This is a genomic window from Pseudomonas medicaginis (assembly GCF_965119365.1).
Classification (GTDB): domain Bacteria; phylum Pseudomonadota; class Gammaproteobacteria; order Pseudomonadales; family Pseudomonadaceae; genus Aquipseudomonas.
In genome coordinates this window covers 5,740,667-5,759,002 of sequence record NZ_OZ221631.1, presented here as the reverse complement: position 1 = coordinate 5,759,002, position 18,336 = coordinate 5,740,667, and the positions used below count along the sequence as shown (strand labels likewise).

Sequence of the window (18,336 nt, the reverse complement as noted above, 5' to 3'; positions counted from 1 at the left end):
GGAGCCGCTCGGAACGCCGATGCGCCAAATCTGGAAACCTTTTCGAGCGCTTTATTTCGCCTCGCTGATGATGTTGATCGGCTCGGGCCTCTTGAGTACTTACCTGGCCTTGCGCCTGGCCGCCGACCATGTGGACAGCCTCTGGGTCGGTGCGCTGATGGCCGCCAACTATTTCGGCCTGGTGCTGGGGGGCAAGATCGGCCATCGGCTGATCGCCCGCGTCGGCCACATCCGCGCCTATTCGGCCTGCGCCGGGATTGTCGGGGCGGCAGTGCTGGGCCATGGCCTGGTGGACTGGCTGCCGGCCTGGATCGTGCTGCGGATGATCGTCGGCCTCGGCATGATGTGCCAGTACATGGTCATCGAGAGCTGGCTCAATGAGCAGGCCGACGCCAAGCAGCGTGGGGTGGTGTTCAGCGGCTACATGATCGCCTCGTACCTGGGGTTGGTGCTGGGCCAGTTGATTCTGGTCATGCACCCGGCCCTGGGGCCTGAGCTGTTGATGCTGGTGGCGCTGTGCTTCGCCTTGTGCCTGGTGCCGGTCACACTGACCCGGCGAATTCACCCGGCGGCGCTGCATCCGGCGCCCATGGAGCCGCGCTTCTTCATCAAGCGTGTGCCGCAGTCATTGAGTACGGTGCTGGGCTCCGGGCTGATCGTCGGCTCGTTCTATGGCTTGGCGCCGTTGTACGCCTCTCAGCAAGGGTTATCGACCGAGCAGGTCGGTCTGTTCATGGGTAGCTGCATCTTCGCCGGGCTGCTGGTTCAGTGGCCCTTGGGCTGGCTGTCCGATCGATATGACCGGGCGCTGCTGATCCGCTGCTTTGCGTTGGTCCTGACGGTGTGTGCGCTGCCGTTGGCGATTCTTCCGACGGTGCCGCTGGAGGTGCTGTTCGTCGCCGGGTTCTTCTGTTCGCTGGTCCAGTTCTGCCTGTATCCGCTGGCGGTGGCGTTTTCCAACGACCACGTCGAAGCGGATCGAAGGGTGTCCCTGACCGCGATGCTATTGGTGACCTACGGCGTTGGCGCCAGTATCGGGCCGCTGGTGGCTGGCGTGTTGATGAAGATGTTCGGCAGTCAGATGCTCTACGGCTTCTTCGCCTTCTTCGCCTTGGTGCTGGTGTGGCGGATCCGGCCGAAAGCGGTGACCAACCTGCATCAGGTCGATGACGCACCGCTGCATCACGTGGCGATGCCAGACAGCATGTCGAGTTCGCCTTTGGTGGCGTGCCTCGATCCGCGGGTGGATGAGCAAGTGGTGCAGGAGCAGATGCAGGCACCGGCCAGCCCGGAGGTGGAACCGGAACCCGACCCTGAAACCGCGGCGGCAACTGAAGCCGAGGCGCCCAGCTTTACCCAGGCCAGACCTTGAAGCACGCATAAAAAAAACGGGCAGTCACCGCAAGGGACTGCCCGTTTTTCATGGTTCGACGATCAGAGGTCGTCTTTATCGAAACGCCGGGCTTCGCGCTGGAGCTGATAGACGAACCGCTCGACCTGCCGTTGCACCAGGCCACTGATGTTGTGGAAGCGTACGCCGGCGAACGTGGTATTGATCCTTTCTTCGAAATGCAGGTAGCGCAGTTCGACCGGGGCGGTCATGTTGCCAAAGGGCAGGGCCGCGATGAAACGCTCATACACCTGGCCCAATTGCAGGCGTTCGGTGATGTCACCGTCGAAACGCAACTTGCAACCGGTGGCGGAAATATCCAGCAGCTTGCCGTCCACGGGGGACTTGAGCTTGTCGCCACCCAGTTCAACGTTCACCAGTTGGGCCAGTTTCAGGGCGGCGCGGAAGGCGTTGCGACGTTGGTGGTAGACCACTTCGTCGGGCAGGGCGCCGCGGTAGCAGCGACCGTCGCTGGACTCATCGATGGTCAATGGGCCCTTGCCATCCCAGGCGATACGCACGCCGTCATGGAAACCCTCAACGCGAAACGGCTCGCCGGCCAGCAGGAACCGCTCACCATCCCGGGGAATCATTTCATCCAGGGCGATGGAGTTGGTCTCGCGATCGACATTGACCAGATAGCTCTGGAAGCGCTGGGTACGTTCATGGAAGGTAATGATCAACGGGTCATGGCTATCTTGCAGCATCCGCAGGTTGCCGGAGATTTCCAGGGGCGTGGTAAGGACCTTGGGGGGCTGCGGAGCATCATCCGCGTTTGAGGCATTGAACACGGTGGGTCAATCTCCAGGCAAAATACGACTACAAATAGCCAGCATTTTGCCAGCATGTATCGCGCGTTGATAGAGCGAAGGCATTGTTCGATTCATGCCTGGCTGAGCGGACGGTGCTTGACCATTCTGGCTGTCGAACCGCTGGCATCATACAGCGTCGGGATCTCGCCACCATTGAGGATGCGCAACTGGTTGGCAGTGGCGGCCTGCTGCATCTGGATCGACTGGCCGTTGCGGGCGTTGGTGGCCTGGCATTGGGCGAGCAGGTCGTTGAGCACTTTGCTCTGGGACCGCAACTGATCGCCGATCGCCGACTGGCCGGCCAGTTGCTCAAGACCGTCATGGCTGGCGGGCAGGTTGAGGCTGGCGAGGATCTCGCTGCGCTTGCGGCCATGCTGGTCGAGCAAGATGATCAGTGCCTGTTTCTGCGCCAGGATGTTTTCCAGCAAAGGCATGTCGCGACCGTGCAGTGCCACGGATTCGGCCTGCAATAACTCCAGCAATTGTTGCGCTGGAACAAAGTCGTCGATGATCAGTTGCAATAAATGAGTGTCGTGCATGGCTGGCCTTGGGTCTTAGCGTCCAAAAGCCTGGCGCAGGCGGCGGCCTAGCGCTGGGCTTCGAAGTTGAGCAGTTTGCTGGCTACGCGGTTGCTGTCGACCTTGTAGCTGCCATCGGCGATGGCTGCTTTCAACTCGGCCACGCGGGCGTTGTCGACAACAGGTTGATCGCGCAGCTTGTCAGTGACCTTCTGCAACTGCTGAGCCTCATTGCTGAGGTGTACCGACTCCCCGTTGCTGACCTTTTCGGCTGGCGTGGACAGCGGCGCGGATTTGTCGGTTTCGACGGTTTCCTTGGTGGCGCTGGTACGCGTAGTGCCTGTCAGCGGTGAAGAGCTGTTTAAACGATTGAAATCGATGACCATGGTAAAAAACCTCTGGGTATTTGGACGCTTGCCATGTTTTCGGCCATTCCCAAAAAAACTTTAGGCTCATTTATTCAATGAACGTGCGCACGTCTGCGCTTGCCTTTGCATAAGGCACAGTCTAGGGAACACCGGGATCAAGCGCCAGCTTTCTACCTCCTCTACCAGGTCATTACATCGCCACTTCCACTTGGCCTGGGGCCATCACCTGCGCCTTGATGACGCGCTGGGAATTGAGGTTTTTTACCCGTATCTGTTCACGCATGCCGCCGTTGGACAGGGCCTCGCCGGGCATCCGCACGGCCAGGGAGCCGCTGCGGGCGGTGATGACCACCTGGTCGCCCTTGCGGACCACCTCGGCCTGCTCCAGGTGCACCAGCGTCACGACCTGATCGGCGACCATTGGTCGGACAAGTTTCTGCCCAATGGCTTGATCGACAGAGGTCAGGAAGCCCTGGGTGATCTGGCTGATGTCCCGTTCGCGCAACATCACGTCCTGGGGCTCGACGATCCCGGCCCGCTTGAGCGGACGCGTGGTGGTGACAATGTCCCGGAACAGGCGCACTTGAGCGGGCACGAACACCGTCCAGGGCGCGGAGCTGTCGCAACGGACCTTCACCGTAACGCGCCCCAGGGGCCGGGCCGGGCTCTCCAGCGAAGCAGTCAATTCCTTGTCACACATGGGCATGCGCAGGCGTGGGTCCAGCTGGTTGACTTCGATTTCGTAACGACCTTCGGTTTGACTGGTTGCCAGATAGTCTTCTACGGTGAATTCAAGAAAGCCCTGAGTGACGCCGATAAGGAGATCAGGCAAGGTAACCGGAACCGCCGCAAGGGCAGGACCGCCCGAAGTGAGCAGGCAGGCAGCCAGCAATGCACCGAGCCAGTGGCGGCAGTGAGTGGTCAGGCGTCGAGAAAATGTCGTTTGTGCGTTCATGCCGGTTCAATAGCAAGCCCCGTGCCGTTTAGTGATGAATGCGCGTCGGACACATTAGCGTTAGGTAGGAGTCAGGGCATGGCGGGAGTAATGGATTCGGTAAACCAGCGCACCCAGCTGGTCGGTCAGAATCGCCTGGAGCTGTTGTTGTTCCGTCTCGACGGCCAACAAATGTATGGGATCAACGTATTCAAGGTCCGCGAGGTGCTGCAATGCCCCAAGCTGACCCTGATGCCCAAGTCCAGCCCCGTCGTGTGCGGTGTGGCCAATATCCGGGGTGCGACCATCCCGATTCTCGACCTGGCGATGGCGACCGGTTCCGGGCGTCTGCTGGACCAGAGCAATCCGTTTGTGATCATCACCGAGTACAACACCAAGACCCAGGGTTTCCTGGTGCGCTCGGTCGAACGCATCGTCAACATGAACTGGGAAGAGATCCATCCGCCGCCCAAGGGCACCGGCCGCGATCACTACCTGACGGCGGTGACGCGGGTCGATAACCAGTTGGTGGAAATCATCGACGTGGAGAAAATCCTCGCCGAAGTGGCGCCCACCCCGGAGACGATCTCCGTCGGTGTGGTGGATGCCGAGACGCAGCACAAGGCGGTTTCGCTGCGGGTGCTGACCGTGGATGATTCGTCGGTGGCCCGCAAGCAGGTCACCCGTTGCCTGCAAACGGTCGGCGTCGAGGTGGTGGCGTTGAACGACGGGCGGCAGGCTTTGGATTACCTGCGCAAGCTGGTGGACGAGGGCAAGAAGCCCGAGGAAGAGTTTTTGATGATGATTTCCGACATCGAGATGCCGGAGATGGACGGGTACACCCTGACCTCGGAAATCCGCAGCGATCCGCGCATGCAAAAACTGCACATCATCTTGCATACTTCGTTGTCCGGGGTTTTCAACCAGGCGATGGTCAAGAAGGTCGGTGCCGACGATTTCCTGGCGAAATTCCGTCCTGATGACCTGGCGTCCCGGGTCGTCGACCGGATCAAGACAGCAGAATAAAGTGAAGGTCGGGCGCATTGTGCGCCCGGCAAGTCAACACGATGAAAGAGGCGGTATCTTGTCTACGGGTAATTTGGATTTCGAACAGTTCCGGGTCTTCCTGGAAAAAGCCTGTGGCATCTTGCTTGGTGAAAACAAGCAATACCTGGTGTCGAGCCGTCTCAATAAATTGATGGAGCAACAGGGCCTCAAGTCATTGGGCGAGCTGGTTCAGCGTATCCAGACCCAGCCGCGCAGCGGCTTGCGCGAGATGGTGGTGGACGCGATGACTACCAACGAAACCCTGTGGTTTCGGGATACCTACCCGTTCGAGGTGCTGAAGAACAAAGTGCTGCCGGCTGCCATCAAGGCCAGCCCGGGCCAGCGCCTGCGGATCTGGTCGGCGGCCTGTTCGTCGGGGCAGGAACCCTATTCGCTGTCGATGTCCATCGATGAGTTCGAGCGCTCCAACCTCGGCCAGTTGAAAGGCGGTGTGCAGATCGTCGCCACCGACCTGTCCGGGACCATGCTCAATAACTGCAAGACCGGCGAGTACGACAGCCTGGCCATCGGCCGTGGCCTGTCGCCGGACCGCCTGCAACGCTACTTCGACCCGAAAGGACCGGGCAAGTGGGTGGTCAAGGCGCCGATCAAGAGCCGGGTGGAGTTCCGTTCGTTCAACTTGCTGGACAGCTACGCCAGCCTGGGCAAGTTCGACATCGTGTTCTGCCGCAACGTGCTGATCTACTTCTCCGCCGAAGTGAAGAAGGACATCCTGATGCGTATCCACGGCACCTTGAAGCCGGGCGGCTACCTGTTCCTCGGCGCCTCCGAAGCGCTGAACGGCTTGCCGGACCATTACCAGATGGTCCAGTGCAGCCCGGGGATCATTTACCAGGCGAAGTGATTGGCGGATGTAGTCAAAAGAACGGGAGCCCTTACAGGCTCCCGTTTTTTATGCCTGCCAAATCCCTATCAGTTCCCCCTTTCCCTTGTGGGAGCGAGCTTGCTCGCGATAGCGGTATTGCAGGCGACATCAATGTTGACTGATACACCGCTATCGCGAGCAAGCTCGCTCCCACATTTTTGACCTCTGTTGCCTGGATGAAAGCGGCAGAAAAGCGGCAGCTTGCGGAAGCCGATTGCCGCTTTTCTGGCATTGCCGCCTTGCCGCTGCCCGCAAAGCCCCGGTTTATGGGCTTTGTGAAAGTGGCACGGCGCTTGCTAAAGCCAACGTACGTACATTCTGGTCACCCAAAGGTTTCCGACATGAGCATCAGCTTCGATAAAGCGCTCGGTATCCACGAACAGGCCCTGAGCTTCCGCGCCCAGCGTGCCGAAGTCCTGGCCAACAACATCGCCAACGCCGACACCCCGAACTACAAGGCGCGGGACCTGGACTTCTCCAAAGTGCTCGCCGAGCAGAACGAGAAGACCAAGAACGGCCACTTCGCCTTGAACATGACCAACAGCCGTCATATCGAAGCCGAAGGCCTGGGCAATGGCGACGAGTCGCTGATGTATCGCACGCCGATGCAGCCATCGATCGACCAGAACACCGTGGACGCTCAACTGGAACAGTCCAACTACGCGGAAAACTCCGTGAACTTCCAGGCCAGCTTCACCCTGCTCAACAGCAAGTTCAAAGGGCTGGTATCGGCCCTGCGCGGAGAGTAAGCCATGTCGATTGCTAGCGTATTCAACATTGCCGGCAGTGCCATGAGTGCCCAGACCACTCGCCTGAACACCGTCGCCAGTAACATCGCCAACGCCGAGACCGTTTCGTCGAGCATCGACCAGACCTACCGCGCCCGTCACCCGGTGTTCGCCACCATGTTCCAGGGCGGCCAGTCCGGCGGCAGCGACTCGCTGTTCCAGGACCAGGACGCGGCCGGGCAGGGCGTACAGGTACTTGGCGTGGTCGAAGACCAGAGCAACCTCGAAGCACGTTATGAGCCGAACCATCCGGCCGCGGACGCCAAGGGCTACGTCTATTACCCGAACGTCAACGTCGTCGAAGAAATGGCCGACATGATTTCCGCCAGTCGTTCGTTCCAGACCAACGTCGAAATGATGAACACTGCCAAAGCCATGATGCAGAAGGTCCTGACCCTCGGTCAGTGATAAGGGGCGATTCACATGAGCGTCACCAACACTACCAGCGGTTTGAGTCTCAACGAAATTCTGGCCAACTCCTCGGTCAAGACCAACAACACCTCCGATGGCCTCGGGAGCGCGACCCAGGCGGCGAGCGGCAACCAGGAACTGGGCAAGGATGCGTTCCTGCAACTGCTCGTTACCCAGCTGAAAAACCAGAACCCGCTGGAGCCACAGGACAACGGCGAGTTCGTTGCCCAGTTGGCGCAGTTCAGCAGCCTGGAAGGCATCACCACCCTCAACGAGACGGTGAGCGGCATCGCCGGCAACTACAACTCGTCCCAGGCCTTGCAGGCCTCCTCGCTGGTGGGCCGCTCGGTCATTGCCCCGGGTGACAAAGCCGTGGTCGATACCTCCAAGAGCCTCAACGGCACGGTGGTGGTACCGGCATCGGTGTCCTCCGTCGCCGTCAAGATCGTGGACAAGGACGGCAAGACCGTTCGCACCATCGACCTGGGCAGTCAGAACGCCGGCAACTCCGCTTTCATCTGGGATGGCAAGAACGATGCGGGCACGACGGTCGAATCGGGCACCTACACCTTTACCGCGTCGACCACCATCGATGGCAAGGCCACGTCGCTGATCACCAACCTGCCGGCCACGGTCAGCAGTGTGACCATCAGCCAGACGGGCGGTGAGCTGATGCTGAACCTGGCCGGGCTGGGCAGCATCGCCCTGTCCAAAGTACAAACTATTGGTATGTAGAGCCGACTAACCGGCAAAAGGAGTCAACATGTCTTTCAACATCGGCCTTAGCGGTCTCTATGCAGCCAACAAACAGCTGGACGTGACCGGCAACAACATCGCCAACGTGGCGACCACCGGTTTCAAATCGTCCCGCGCGGAATTCGAAGACGTCTACTCGGCCACCAAGCTGGGTTCGGGCAGCAAGACCGTCGGTAACGGCGTGCGCCTGGCCAACGTTTCACAACAGTTCGGCCAGGGTGACGTCAACAACACCGGCAACGTGCTGGACATGGGCATCCAGGGCCAGGGCTTCTTTGTCCTGAGCAACGACGGCTCCCTGAGCTACACCCGTGCCGGTACCTTCAAGACTGACAAGGAAGGTTTCATCACCAACAGTGATGGCACTGCGCGTTTGCAAGGTTATGGTGTGGACGCCAATGGCAAGATCCAGAATGGGATCCTGACCGACCTGCGCATCGACACCTCGAACCTGCCGCCAAGTGCTACCAGCCTGATTTCCTCGACGATCAACCTGAACTCGACGGCGACGGCGATCACTGCGGCGTTCAACCCGACGGATACGGCCACCTTCACCAAGCAATTCACCACCCCGGTCTATGACACCCAGGGTAACCAGCATTCCATGGACCAGTACATGGTCAAGACTGCCGGCAACACCTGGAATGTCTACACGCTGATCGATGGCCGTAACCTGAATGGCACCTTGCCGACTACGACCGGTGCTACTGCGCCGATCCCTTCGACCATGAACTTCGATTCGAGCGGCAAGTTGACCACGGTCACCACTCCGCCAGCGACGGTCAATAGCGATCTGGTATTGACCGGTTGGGTTCCCGGTACCGTGACCAACGGCGTATGGGCCGCCAACGGCGCCGCGAGCGCGCCGACCATCACGATCTCCATGGGCAACACCACCCAATTCAATGCCGACACCGCGCGGTCGATTCCCGCCCAGAACGGCTACGCTACCGGCCAGATCACCAACCTGACCATCGACGGCAGCGGTGTATTGCTGGCCAACTTCAGCAACAACCAGACCAAGCCGATCGGCCAGCTCGCGCTCGCCAGCTTCACCAACGAGCAAGGCCTGCAGCCGGTAGGTGGCACCAGCTGGAAGGAAACCTTCGCCTCGGGTATCCCTGGCTACGATTCTCCACAAACTGGCACCTTGGGTTCGATCGTCTCCAACTCCCTGGAAGAGTCCAACGTCAACCTGACCAACGAACTGGTCGAGCTGATCAAGGCCCAAAGTAACTACCAGGCGAACGCCAAGACCATCTCCACCCAGAGCACCATCATGCAGACCATCATCCAGATGGCTTGATGTCGACAGTGGCTTGAAGGCTGCACAAGGAGCCCCTCGCAAGAGGGGCTTTCTTTTGGACGGGTGTTTTGTCTTGCCTGTTTGCCCTTGTGGGAGCGAGCCCGCTCGCGAAAGCGATGGTCCGGCCCATGTTCCTGGCGGATGGAACGACGCCTTCGCGAGCGGGCTCGCTCCCGCATGGGAATGCGTTGCCTTGTGGAAGTGAGCCTGCCCGTGGCGAAGCCAGGCGCCGCTTTCCCCCAGGCAAAAGAAAACCCCCGATAAACCAGCGGTCTATCGGGGGCTTTCTTTAGAGGTAGGCGCCTCGCAGCGCCCGCCCGCTCAGCTTATTGGCAAGCTTCGCAATCCGGCTCGTCGATCGCGCAGGCCTTTGGCACTGGCGCCGGACCTGCTGGAGCAGCCAGGACCGAATCGTCACCGTGGTTGCCGCCGCTGGAAACAGCGTTCAGCTTGCCGGTGTTGATGGTCGACTTCTCGGTGCTGGTGGCGGCCAGGGCACGGAGGTAGTAAGTGGTTTTCAGGCCACGGTACCAAGCCATGCGGTAGGTCACGTCCAGCTTCTTGCCCGAGGCGCCGGCGATGTACAGGTTCAGCGACTGCGCCTGGTCGATCCACTTCTGGCGACGGCTGGCGGCGTCGACGATCCACTTGGTGTCCACTTCGAACGCGGTGGCATAGAGCGCCTTGAGCTCCTGCGGGATGCGTTCGATCTGCTGCACCGAACCGTCGTAGTACTTCAGGTCGTTGATCATGACCGAGTCCCACAGGCCGCGAGCCTTGAGGTCGCGAACCAGGTACGGGTTGATCACGGTGAACTCGCCCGACAGGTTCGATTTCACATACAGGTTCTGGTAGGTCGGTTCGATCGACTGCGACACGCCAGTGATGTTGGCGATGGTGGCGGTCGGAGCGATGGCCATGATGTTGGAGTTACGGATGCCTTTCTGTACACGGGCGCGAACCGGTGCCCAGTCCAGGGATTCGTTCAGGTCAACGTCGATGTACTTCTGGCCGCGCTGGGCGATCAGGATCTGTTGCGAGTCCAGCGGCAGGATGCCCTGGGACCACAGCGAACCCTGGAACGTCTCGTAGGCGCCACGCTCGTCGGCCAGGTCGCAGGACGCCTGGATCGCGTAGTAGCTGACCGCTTCCATGGACTTGTCGGCGAACTCGACCGCGGCATCGGAACCGTACGGGATATGCTGCAGGTACAACGCATCCTGGAAGCCCATGATGCCCAGGCCGACCGGACGGTGCTTGAAGTTGGAATTCTTCGCTTGCGGCACCGAGTAGTAGTTGATGTCGATCACGTTGTCGAGCATGCGCACGGCGGTGTTCACGGTGCGTTGCAGCTTGGCGGTGTCCAGCTTGCCGTCGACGATGTGGTTCGGCAGGTTGATCGAGCCCAGGTTGCAGACCGCGATCTCGTCCTTGTTGGTGTTCAGGGTGATCTCGGTGCACAGGTTCGAGCTGTGGACCACGCCCACGTGCTGCTGCGGGCTGCGCAGGTTGCACGGGTCCTTGAAGGTCAGCCATGGGTGGCCGGTCTCGAACAGCATCGACAGCATCTTGCGCCACAAGTCTTTGGCCTGGACGACTTTGAACAGCTTGATCTTGTTGTACTCGGTCAGCGCTTCGTAGTACTCGTAGCGCTCTTCGAACGCCTTGCCGGTCAGGTCATGCAGGTCCGGCACTTCGGATGGCGAGAACAGGGTCCACTTGCCGTCATCGAAGACGCGCTTCATGAACAGGTCGGGGATCCAGTTGGCGGTGTTCATGTCGTGGGTACGACGACGGTCATCACCGGTGTTCTTGCGCAGCTCGATGAACTCTTCGATGTCCATGTGCCAGGTTTCCAGGTAGGCACAGACCGCGCCCTTGCGCTTGCCGCCCTGGTTGACCGCAACGGCGGTGTCGTTGACCACCTTGAGGAACGGCACCACGCCCTGGGATTTGCCGTTGGTGCCCTTGATGTACGAGCCCAATGCGCGAACCGGGGTCCAGTCGTTGCCCAGGCCGCCAGCGAATTTCGACAGCATGGCGTTGTCGTGGATGGCGCCGTAGATGCCCGACAGGTCATCCGGAACGGTGGTCAGGTAGCAGCTCGACAGCTGTGGACGCAGGGTGCCGGCGTTGAACAGGGTCGGGGTCGACGCCATGTAGTCGAAGGACGACAACAGGTTGTAGAACTCGATCGCACGGTCTTCACGCTGCTTCTCTTCGATGGCCAGGCCCATGGCCACGCGCATGAAGAAGATCTGCGGCAGTTCGAAGCGGATGCCGTCCTTGTGGATGAAGTAACGGTCGTACAGGGTTTGCAGGCCCAGGTAGGTGAACTGCTGGTCGCGCTCGTGGTTGATCGCCTTGCCGAGTTTTTCCAGGTCGAATTCGGCCAGGACCGGGTTCAGCAATTCGAACTCGATACCCTTGGCGACATAAGCGGGCAACGCCTTGGCGTACAGGTCGACCATTTCGTGGTGGGTCGCGCTCTCGGCAACGTCCAGGAAGCTCAGGCCTTCGGCACGCAGGGTGTCCATCAGCAGGCGGGCGGTCACGAAGGAGTAGTTCGGCTCGCGTTCCACCAGGGTCCGCGCGGTCATCACCAGCGCGGTGTTGACGTCCTTGAGGGCAACGCCGTCATAGAGGTTCTTCAGGGTTTCGCGCTGGATCAAGTCGCCATCGACTTCTTCCAGGCCTTCGCAGGCCTCGGTGACGATGGTGTTCAGGCGGCCCATGTCCAGCGGCGCCAGGCTTCCGTCGGCGCGGGCGATGCGGATCGAAGGGTGGGCCTGGACCGGTGCGTCGGCCGGGGAGCGGGTCGCACGCTCCTTGGCGCGGGAGTCACGGTAGATCACGTAGTCGCGGGCCACTTTCTGCTCGCCGGCACGCATCAGGGCCAGTTCGACCTGGTCCTGGATTTCTTCGATGTGGATGGTGCCGCCCGAAGGCATGCGACGCTTGAAGGTCGCGGTGACCTGTTCGGTCAGGCGGGCCACGGTGTCGTGGATTCGCGACGAAGCGGCAGCGGTACCGCCCTCAACTGCGAGGAACGCTTTGGTGATGGCGACGGTGATTTTGTCATCGGTGTAAGGAACGACAGTGCCGTTACGCTTGATCACACGCAGTTGGCCCGGCGCGGTGGCGGCCAGATCCGGGGTCGAATCGGCTGCCAGCGGCGCGGTGCCCTGCGGGTTCTCGCGAGTTGTGTCGGTGTGCATGGGTGTCTCCACGTTCTCTATGTTTGTTTGGGCACCATCACGGTGCCCACCGTTCCGTCCTGAAGCACTACAACCGACTGGCGCCGGGCATAACAACTTCGGGACAGTAGGAAGCAGGCGTTTAAGGCCGCTTCCATCCGAAGTTCTCAGGTCGCGAGCGAGGCTCGAAACCCGGTTGCGGGGTGGCAGCAATTGACTGCAACACCCGTACCGTTTCGGTCGTTTTCGACCTTGAAACAGCTGCCATCCGCAGGGGCGGTCTGGGCTTGGGGAAATGCGATGTTCCAGTTGGCCAGAAGCAAGAAAAGCGCTTGAATTCTCTGTCCGACTTGTGTTTGGTTTTTGGCCTAAAACCCTACATGTAGGGTTTTTTACGCGACGGGCTACAAGATAATGCGTTTTCGGGGGGTATGCAACGTACTACCTGTGGATAAGCCTGTGCGTAATTTGTGTGCGAAACGTGGAACTGCTCTGTAGGCCGCGACCTAGCTGGAGTGGACCTTTTTTAATCGGTTTTGACGATCCGAAAACAGCCTGAAGGTTTTTGCGGGCGCGGACGTTACCACATAAAACCCACCTGACCGAAACGCATTTGATGGCTTGTTTTCTGCGCAGGCGACGTTTATACAATCGGCCGGTGCATGGGTACGTTTATCCTCCTTCAACATGACAAAAAGACGGGGAGGCGCAGGACCCAACCTTGTGGGAGCGGGCTGCTCGCGATAGCGTCGGAGCAGCGGCATGGAGGCTGACAGACACACCGCCATCGCGAGCAAGCTCGCTCCCACAGGGTTCGTGCTTGTCAGTGATACTGGTGACACGCCTCTCCTTATTTAGCTAATCAGCCAAAAGGTCCCCCAGTGGAACAAGAAGCCTGGCAGGTATTGATCGTCGAGGATGACCAGCGTCTGGCCGAGCTGACCCGTGAGTACCTCGAAAGCAACGGGTTGCGTGTCGCCATCGAAGGCGACGGCGCGGTGGCGGCCGCGCGGATCATTGCCGAACAGCCGGACCTGGTGGTCCTCGACCTGATGCTGCCCGGCGAAGACGGCCTGAGCATCTGCCGCAAGGTGCGCGAGCAGTATGACGGGCCGATCCTGATGCTCACCGCCCGCACCGATGACACCGATCAGATCCAGGGCCTGGACCTGGGCGCCGATGATTACGTCTGCAAACCGGTTCGCCCGCGCTTGCTATTGGCGCGCATCCAGGCCCTGCTGCGGCGCAGCGAACCGGAACCGAGCGCGGCGCAAAAGCCGCGACGCCTGCAATTCGGCCCGCTGGTGGTCGATGACGCCCTGCGCGAAGCCTGGTTGCAGGGCAACGGCATCGAGCTGACCAGCGCCGAATTCGACCTGCTCTGGCTGCTGGTATCCAATGCCGGGCGCATCCTGTCCCGGGAAGAAATCTTCACTGCCCTGCGCGGCATCGGTTATGACGGCCAGGACCGTTCCATCGACGTGCGCATTTCCCGCATCCGCCCCAAGATCGGCGACGACCCGGACCATCCACGGCTGATCAAGACCATCCGCAGCAAAGGCTACCTGTTCGTTCCCGAAGCTTGCGTAGACCTGGCGCCGTGAATTCGATCTTCCTGCGCATCTATGGCGGCATGTGTGCGGCGCTGGTGCTGGTGGCGGTCCTCGGCGTACTGGCCCTGCACCTGCTCAACCAGACCCGCAGCGAGCAATACCGAGAGCGCCTGGCCCACGGCACGTTTTCGTTGATGGCCGACAATCTGCGGCCGATGAACGACACCGAGCGTCGCCGGGCGCTACTGGTGTGGGAGCGCCTGCTGGGTATTCCCCTGGCGTTGCAGACCTTCGCCCAGACCGACCTCGACCTCAGCCAGCGCACCCGCGTACTGCGCGGCCAGGCGTTGGTCGAGCAGACCGGTCCCCACGCGGCAAAAGTCTATCGGCTGGTCAACGATGCCGAGCAATTGATGTTGGTGGGGGAAGTCCAGCAGATCAGCGAGCAACTGGCCCGCGCGACCATTTACCTGTTGGCCGACGAACTGGTGCGTTACCCGGTGGCCGAACAACCCAAGCGGCTGGCGCAACTGGCGCAGGAAAAAGGGTTTGGTTTCGACCTGCGGCTCATGACCGCCGAGCAGGCCGATATGGACGAAGACCAGCGCCGTCGCGTGTCCGAGGGCGATACGGTGATGGCATTGGGCAAGGGCGGCGACTCCATCCGGGTCTTCGCCGGCATGGTCGGTACGCCGTGGGTGCTGGAGATCGGCCCGCTGTACCAGATGAACCCTTATCCGCCCCAATGGCTGGTGCTGATCGCGGCGCTGGGGTTGAGCCTGATCGGCTTGATCGTCTACCTGTTAGTGCGTCAGCTGGAGCGGCGCTTGCGTGGTTTGGAGTCGGCCGCGACCCAGATCGCCCAGGGCAGCCTGGAGACCCGGGTGCCGGCCCGAGGCGCCGACTCGGTCGGACGTCTGGCCGCGGCGTTCAACGGCATGGCCGAGCACTTGCAGCAACTGTTGGCGATCCAGCGTGAGCTGGTGCGGGCGGTGTCCCACGAATTGCGCACTCCGGTGGCGCGCCTGCGTTTTGGCCTGGAAATGCTCGGCAGCGCCACCACGCCCCAGGCCCGGGACAAATACCTGTCGGGCATGGACCATGATATCGAAGACCTGGATCGGCTGGTGGACGAGATGCTCACCTACGCGCGGTTGGAACAAGGTTCACCGGCCTTGAATTTCCAGCGGGTGGATCTGGATGCGCTGGTCAACCAAGTGATCGATGAACTGGGGCCGTTGCGGGCCGGGATCACGGTCGAGCGCGGTCTTTGCCTGTCGGCCGCCGATTGCGATGGTGCCTGGGTCGAGGCCGAGCCGCGCTTTTTACATCGCGCCTTGCAGAATCTGGTGAGCAATGCCATGCGCCACGCCAGTTCCAAGGTCACGGTCAGTTACCAGGTGGGCCAGTTGCGCTGTCGGGTGGACGTGGAGGACGACGGGCCCGGCGTGCCGGAAGCGGCGTGGGAGCGCATCTTCAAGCCGTTCCTGCGCCTGGACGATAGCCGCGCCCGTGCTTCGGGTGGGCATGGGTTGGGGTTGTCGATCGTGCGGCGGATCATCCACTGGCATGACGGTCGGGCGCTGATCGGCAAGAGCAAAAGCCTGGGCGGGGCGTGCTTCAGTTTGAGTTGGCCGAGGCATCAGGACAGGTCTTGAGAGATGCGGTGGCTATGCCGGCCTCATCGCGAGCAAGCTCGCTCCCACAGGTTGAACGTATTCCCATGTGGGAGCGAGCTTGCTCGCGATGAGGCCCTCCCAGACACCAAAACCCTCAGGTCCTGATCCCCACCAGGCTCAATAGCTGCCCATCCTTCACCCCAAACTGCGCCTGCAGCTCACTGCCATGGCGCCACTCGGCCGACAGGTCCGTCAACAGCCGCAGCCGCACCTGCCCGTCGTGTGTCCAGTCCAGCACTTCGGCGTGCTCGAAATAGAAGCGTTGCCCGACAATGGGGTACAGCGCCTTGAACAGGCTTTCCTTCACCGAAAACGTCAGGGTCACCAGCAGGGCCCGGTCATCGTGGGCGAGGGTGGCCATGCGCAGCAGCTCGGGTGGGGTGAGGATTTCACCGGCCAGGCGCTCGGCGCGTTCGGGGTCGAGCAGGTTTTCCACGTCCATGCCCAAGCCTTGCCAGTGAGCTTTTTTCGCGACGATGGCCGCTGCCCGGCCCGTGCTGTGGGTGATCGAGCCGCTGATATGAGCCGGCCACACCGGGGCGCGGTCTTCGCCGATGGCCGGCACGCAGGCCAGGCCGTCGAGTCGCTGCAAGGCGGCCCGGGCGCAGATCCGCCCGGCCAGGAACTCTGCCTGGCGCTTGGCCACCGAACGCTGGATGCTCGCCGGCGGCTCGATGGCGCTGTTGGGGAAGTCGGCCCCCACCAGCAACAACGGGTCGAAGCAGGTGCTCAGCAGCACCGTATCGGCCAGGGCGTCGGGTAATAACCAGTGCTCATCCAGTGGCGAGCAACAGGCGGGCAGGGCGGGGAGTCTGTTCATGTCGGGCATTTTGCCGGGTTGGTGGGAGGCTGGGTAGTGGGGTGCGCTTCATGGATAGAAGGAGAGGGCTTTTGGTGGCGAGGGAGCTTGCTCCCCCTGGTCTGATGCGGGTTAGCGTTGCGAACACTGTTGTGGCGAGGGGATTTATCCCCGCTGGGCTGCGAAGCCGCCCCAACAACAGCGATGCATCTGATACATGGCGTGTCAGATTCAGGGCCGCTTCGCGCCCCAACGGGGATAAATCCCCTCGCCACAGGTTAGGCGTCAGTCAAAGATCTTTTTGAAGAACGCCTGCATATCCGCCCACGACTTTTCGTCGGCCGCCTTGTTGTAGCCAATGTCCGGCCCGCCATGTTCGCCGTGGCTCAGGCGGTCGGCGTCAGGGTTGCTGAAGCCGTGCTTGGCGCCGTCGAGGCTGACGAATTCATAGTCGGCACCGGCCTTGTCCATCTCGCTCTTGAACGCGGTGACGTTGTCCTGGGTGACCATGCTGTCCTGGGCGCCATGCTCGACCAGCACCTTGGCCTTGACGCTGCCGGGCGTGGCCGGCGTGTTGGTCACCAGCGCACCGTGGAAACTCACCACACCGGCCAGCGGCACGCCCTGGCGCGCTGCATCGAGCACCACCTTGCCGCCGAAGCAGTAACCGATGGCGGCCAGTTTGTCGGGATCGGTCTGGGGCTGTTTTTTCAGCAGGTCGAGACCGGCCTGGAAGCGGGCACTGGCCGCCGCGCTGTCCTTGAGTGCTGCCTGCATGAAGGCCATGGCGTCCTTGGGATGCTCGGTGTTCTTGCCGCCACCGTACATGTCGATGGCCAGGGCGCTGTAGCCCAGGCCCGCAAGGTCACGGGCGCGGCGCTTGGCGTAATCGTTCAGCCCCCACCATTCATGCACCACCACCACGCCAGGGCGCGGGCCTTTGACGGCGTCGTCAAAAGCGTAATAACCCATCAACTGGGTGCCGTCGGCACTGGTGTAGGGGATCTCCTGGGTCTGGATGGCGGCGTGGCTCACACCGCTCATGGCCAGAAGTACAACAGCAAGCAGCCTGCGCATGACGGATCTCCTTATAAAAGTGGTTCGCACAGATTAGCCGATTCATTCAGCGCAGGTTCAGAGAACGTTCAAGGGGTGTTCAGGGACCGCTGGTTAAGGTGACGGCGACTTCACGAAACATCCACGCTGCAAAGGAGCTTGACCATGACTGCTATGAAAAAACTGCTGTTGGCTTTTACCGTGCTGGGCGCCACCGCCATGGCTCACGCCGATGACAACTTCGCCAGCCTGACCCTGGGCCAGACCAGCGACAAGGTGAAGAAATCCGATGCCTTGGACAGCGCCCTGAACAACCCGAACGCCGACGGCATCATCGGCAAGGACACCACGTATGGCCTGCGGCTGGGCAAGCAGAACGACCAGGGCCGCTACTACGCCACCTACGACAACGTTTCGGGCACCCACAACGGCATCAAGCTGCGCCAGGAAAACCTGCTGGGCAGCTACGATGTGTTCTATCCCGTCACCAGCAGCACCAAACTGTTCGGCGGCGGCACGGTGGGCCTGACCAAGTTGACCCAGGATTCGCCTGGCTTCAGTCGCGACAGCGACATTGGCTACGCAGTGGGTCTGCAGGGCGGCGTGCTGCAACAAATTTCGCAGAACACCTCGGTTGAACTGGGTTACCGTTACCTGCGCAGCAACGCCAGCACCGAGATGAGCCCGCACGGTGGCGACAAGGTCGGCTCGCTGGACCTGACCAGCAGCGCCCAGACCTACCTGTCCGCCAACTACACGTTCTAAGCGGGCGAGGATGAGTGTATCCAGCCGGATCGGTCGAAGCCGATCCGGCGCCTTTCGTCGAAGTGCGTCGC

Annotated in this window: 17 protein-coding genes; 10 read left to right on the top strand and 7 right to left on the bottom strand. The window is 61.1% G+C overall.

Annotation, left to right across the window (positions count from 1 at the left end; all coding sequences use genetic code 11):
• Positions 1-19: 19 nt before the first annotated feature.
• A complete protein-coding gene (locus tag ACMTA2_RS25215; protein ID WP_413792249.1) occupies positions 20-1,372 on the top strand; it encodes an MFS transporter in 1,353 nt (450 codons plus the stop codon).
• A gap of 62 nt (positions 1,373-1,434) precedes the next feature.
• Here ACMTA2_RS25215 and ACMTA2_RS25210 read toward each other — a convergent pair whose 3' ends face one another.
• From ACMTA2_RS25210 to flgA, 4 genes are all read right to left on the bottom strand, one after another.
• Entirely contained in the window at positions 1,435-2,181 is a 747-nt protein-coding gene (locus tag ACMTA2_RS25210) for a flagellar brake protein (RefSeq protein WP_176689251.1), read from the bottom strand.
• Between the two features lie 92 nt (positions 2,182-2,273).
• Positions 2,274-2,741, bottom strand: coding sequence for a flagella synthesis protein FlgN (locus ACMTA2_RS25205; protein WP_413792248.1), 468 nt, complete (start codon positions 2,739-2,741; stop codon positions 2,274-2,276).
• A 47-nt stretch (positions 2,742-2,788) separates the two neighbouring features.
• The gene (gene flgM, locus ACMTA2_RS25200; RefSeq protein WP_122569261.1) at positions 2,789-3,106 is read right to left on the bottom strand and encodes a flagellar biosynthesis anti-sigma factor FlgM; all 318 of its coding nucleotides are present in this window, start codon (positions 3,104-3,106) and stop codon (positions 2,789-2,791) included.
• A gap of 172 nt (positions 3,107-3,278) precedes the next feature.
• On the bottom strand, positions 3,279-4,043 hold the full coding sequence (flgA, locus tag ACMTA2_RS25195) for a flagellar basal body P-ring formation chaperone FlgA (protein WP_413792247.1): 765 nt from the start codon (positions 4,041-4,043) through the stop codon (positions 3,279-3,281).
• 78 nt (positions 4,044-4,121) lie between these two features.
• Here flgA and ACMTA2_RS25190 point away from each other — a divergent pair, with 78 nt between their 5' ends.
• The 6 genes from ACMTA2_RS25190 to flgE all read left to right on the top strand — a co-directional run bounded on the left by ACMTA2_RS25190 (position 4,122) and on the right by flgE (position 9,216).
• Positions 4,122-5,048, top strand: a complete 927-nt coding sequence (locus tag ACMTA2_RS25190; RefSeq protein WP_413792246.1) for a chemotaxis protein CheV — start codon at positions 4,122-4,124, stop codon at positions 5,046-5,048.
• A gap of 58 nt (positions 5,049-5,106) precedes the next feature.
• The gene (gene cheR, locus ACMTA2_RS25185; protein ID WP_413792245.1) at positions 5,107-5,934 is read left to right on the top strand and encodes a protein-glutamate O-methyltransferase CheR; all 828 of its coding nucleotides are present in this window, start codon (positions 5,107-5,109) and stop codon (positions 5,932-5,934) included.
• Positions 5,935-6,296: 362 nt separating this feature from the next.
• A complete protein-coding gene (flgB, locus tag ACMTA2_RS25180) occupies positions 6,297-6,704 on the top strand; it encodes a flagellar basal body rod protein FlgB (RefSeq protein WP_003204732.1) in 408 nt (135 codons plus the stop codon).
• A gap of 3 nt (positions 6,705-6,707) precedes the next feature.
• A complete protein-coding gene (flgC, locus tag ACMTA2_RS25175) occupies positions 6,708-7,151 on the top strand; it encodes a flagellar basal body rod protein FlgC (RefSeq protein ID WP_413792244.1) in 444 nt (147 codons plus the stop codon).
• Positions 7,152-7,166: 15 nt separating this feature from the next.
• Positions 7,167-7,889, top strand: a complete 723-nt coding sequence (flgD, locus tag ACMTA2_RS25170) for a flagellar hook assembly protein FlgD (protein ID WP_413792243.1) — start codon at positions 7,167-7,169, stop codon at positions 7,887-7,889.
• Positions 7,890-7,917: 28 nt separating this feature from the next.
• Positions 7,918-9,216, top strand: a complete 1,299-nt coding sequence (gene flgE / locus ACMTA2_RS25165; RefSeq protein WP_413792242.1) for a flagellar hook protein FlgE — start codon at positions 7,918-7,920, stop codon at positions 9,214-9,216.
• A gap of 326 nt (positions 9,217-9,542) precedes the next feature.
• Here the strand turns inward: flgE and ACMTA2_RS25160 are convergent, their stop codons facing one another.
• Positions 9,543-12,434, bottom strand: a complete 2,892-nt coding sequence (locus ACMTA2_RS25160) for a ribonucleoside-diphosphate reductase subunit alpha (RefSeq protein ID WP_413792241.1) — start codon at positions 12,432-12,434, stop codon at positions 9,543-9,545.
• 860 nt (positions 12,435-13,294) lie between these two features.
• Here ACMTA2_RS25160 and ACMTA2_RS25155 point away from each other — a divergent pair.
• Both ACMTA2_RS25155 and ACMTA2_RS25150 read left to right on the top strand, forming a co-directional pair.
• Positions 13,295-14,017, top strand: a complete 723-nt coding sequence (locus ACMTA2_RS25155) for a response regulator (protein WP_413792240.1) — start codon at positions 13,295-13,297, stop codon at positions 14,015-14,017.
• Positions 14,014-15,624: an ATP-binding protein gene (locus tag ACMTA2_RS25150; RefSeq protein WP_413792239.1), complete on the top strand. Its 1,611-nt coding sequence runs from the start codon at positions 14,014-14,016 to the stop codon at positions 15,622-15,624. Before ACMTA2_RS25155 ends, ACMTA2_RS25150 begins: the two co-directional genes overlap by 4 nt.
• Before the next feature lie 115 nt (positions 15,625-15,739).
• Here ACMTA2_RS25150 and ACMTA2_RS25145 read toward each other — a convergent pair whose 3' ends face one another.
• Together ACMTA2_RS25145 and ACMTA2_RS25140 are read right to left on the bottom strand one after the other, a co-directional pair.
• Complete coding sequence (locus tag ACMTA2_RS25145) at positions 15,740-16,465, bottom strand: 4'-phosphopantetheinyl transferase family protein (RefSeq protein ID WP_413792238.1); 726 nt, start codon at positions 16,463-16,465, stop codon at positions 15,740-15,742.
• 264 nt (positions 16,466-16,729) lie between these two features.
• The gene (locus ACMTA2_RS25140) at positions 16,730-17,521 is read right to left on the bottom strand and encodes a dienelactone hydrolase family protein (RefSeq protein WP_413792237.1); all 792 of its coding nucleotides are present in this window, start codon (positions 17,519-17,521) and stop codon (positions 16,730-16,732) included.
• Positions 17,522-17,665: 144 nt separating this feature from the next.
• Here ACMTA2_RS25140 and ACMTA2_RS25135 point away from each other — a divergent pair, with 144 nt between their 5' ends.
• The gene (locus ACMTA2_RS25135; protein ID WP_413792236.1) at positions 17,666-18,265 is read left to right on the top strand and encodes a hypothetical protein; all 600 of its coding nucleotides are present in this window, start codon (positions 17,666-17,668) and stop codon (positions 18,263-18,265) included.
• The last annotated feature ends 71 nt before the right edge of the window (positions 18,266-18,336 follow it).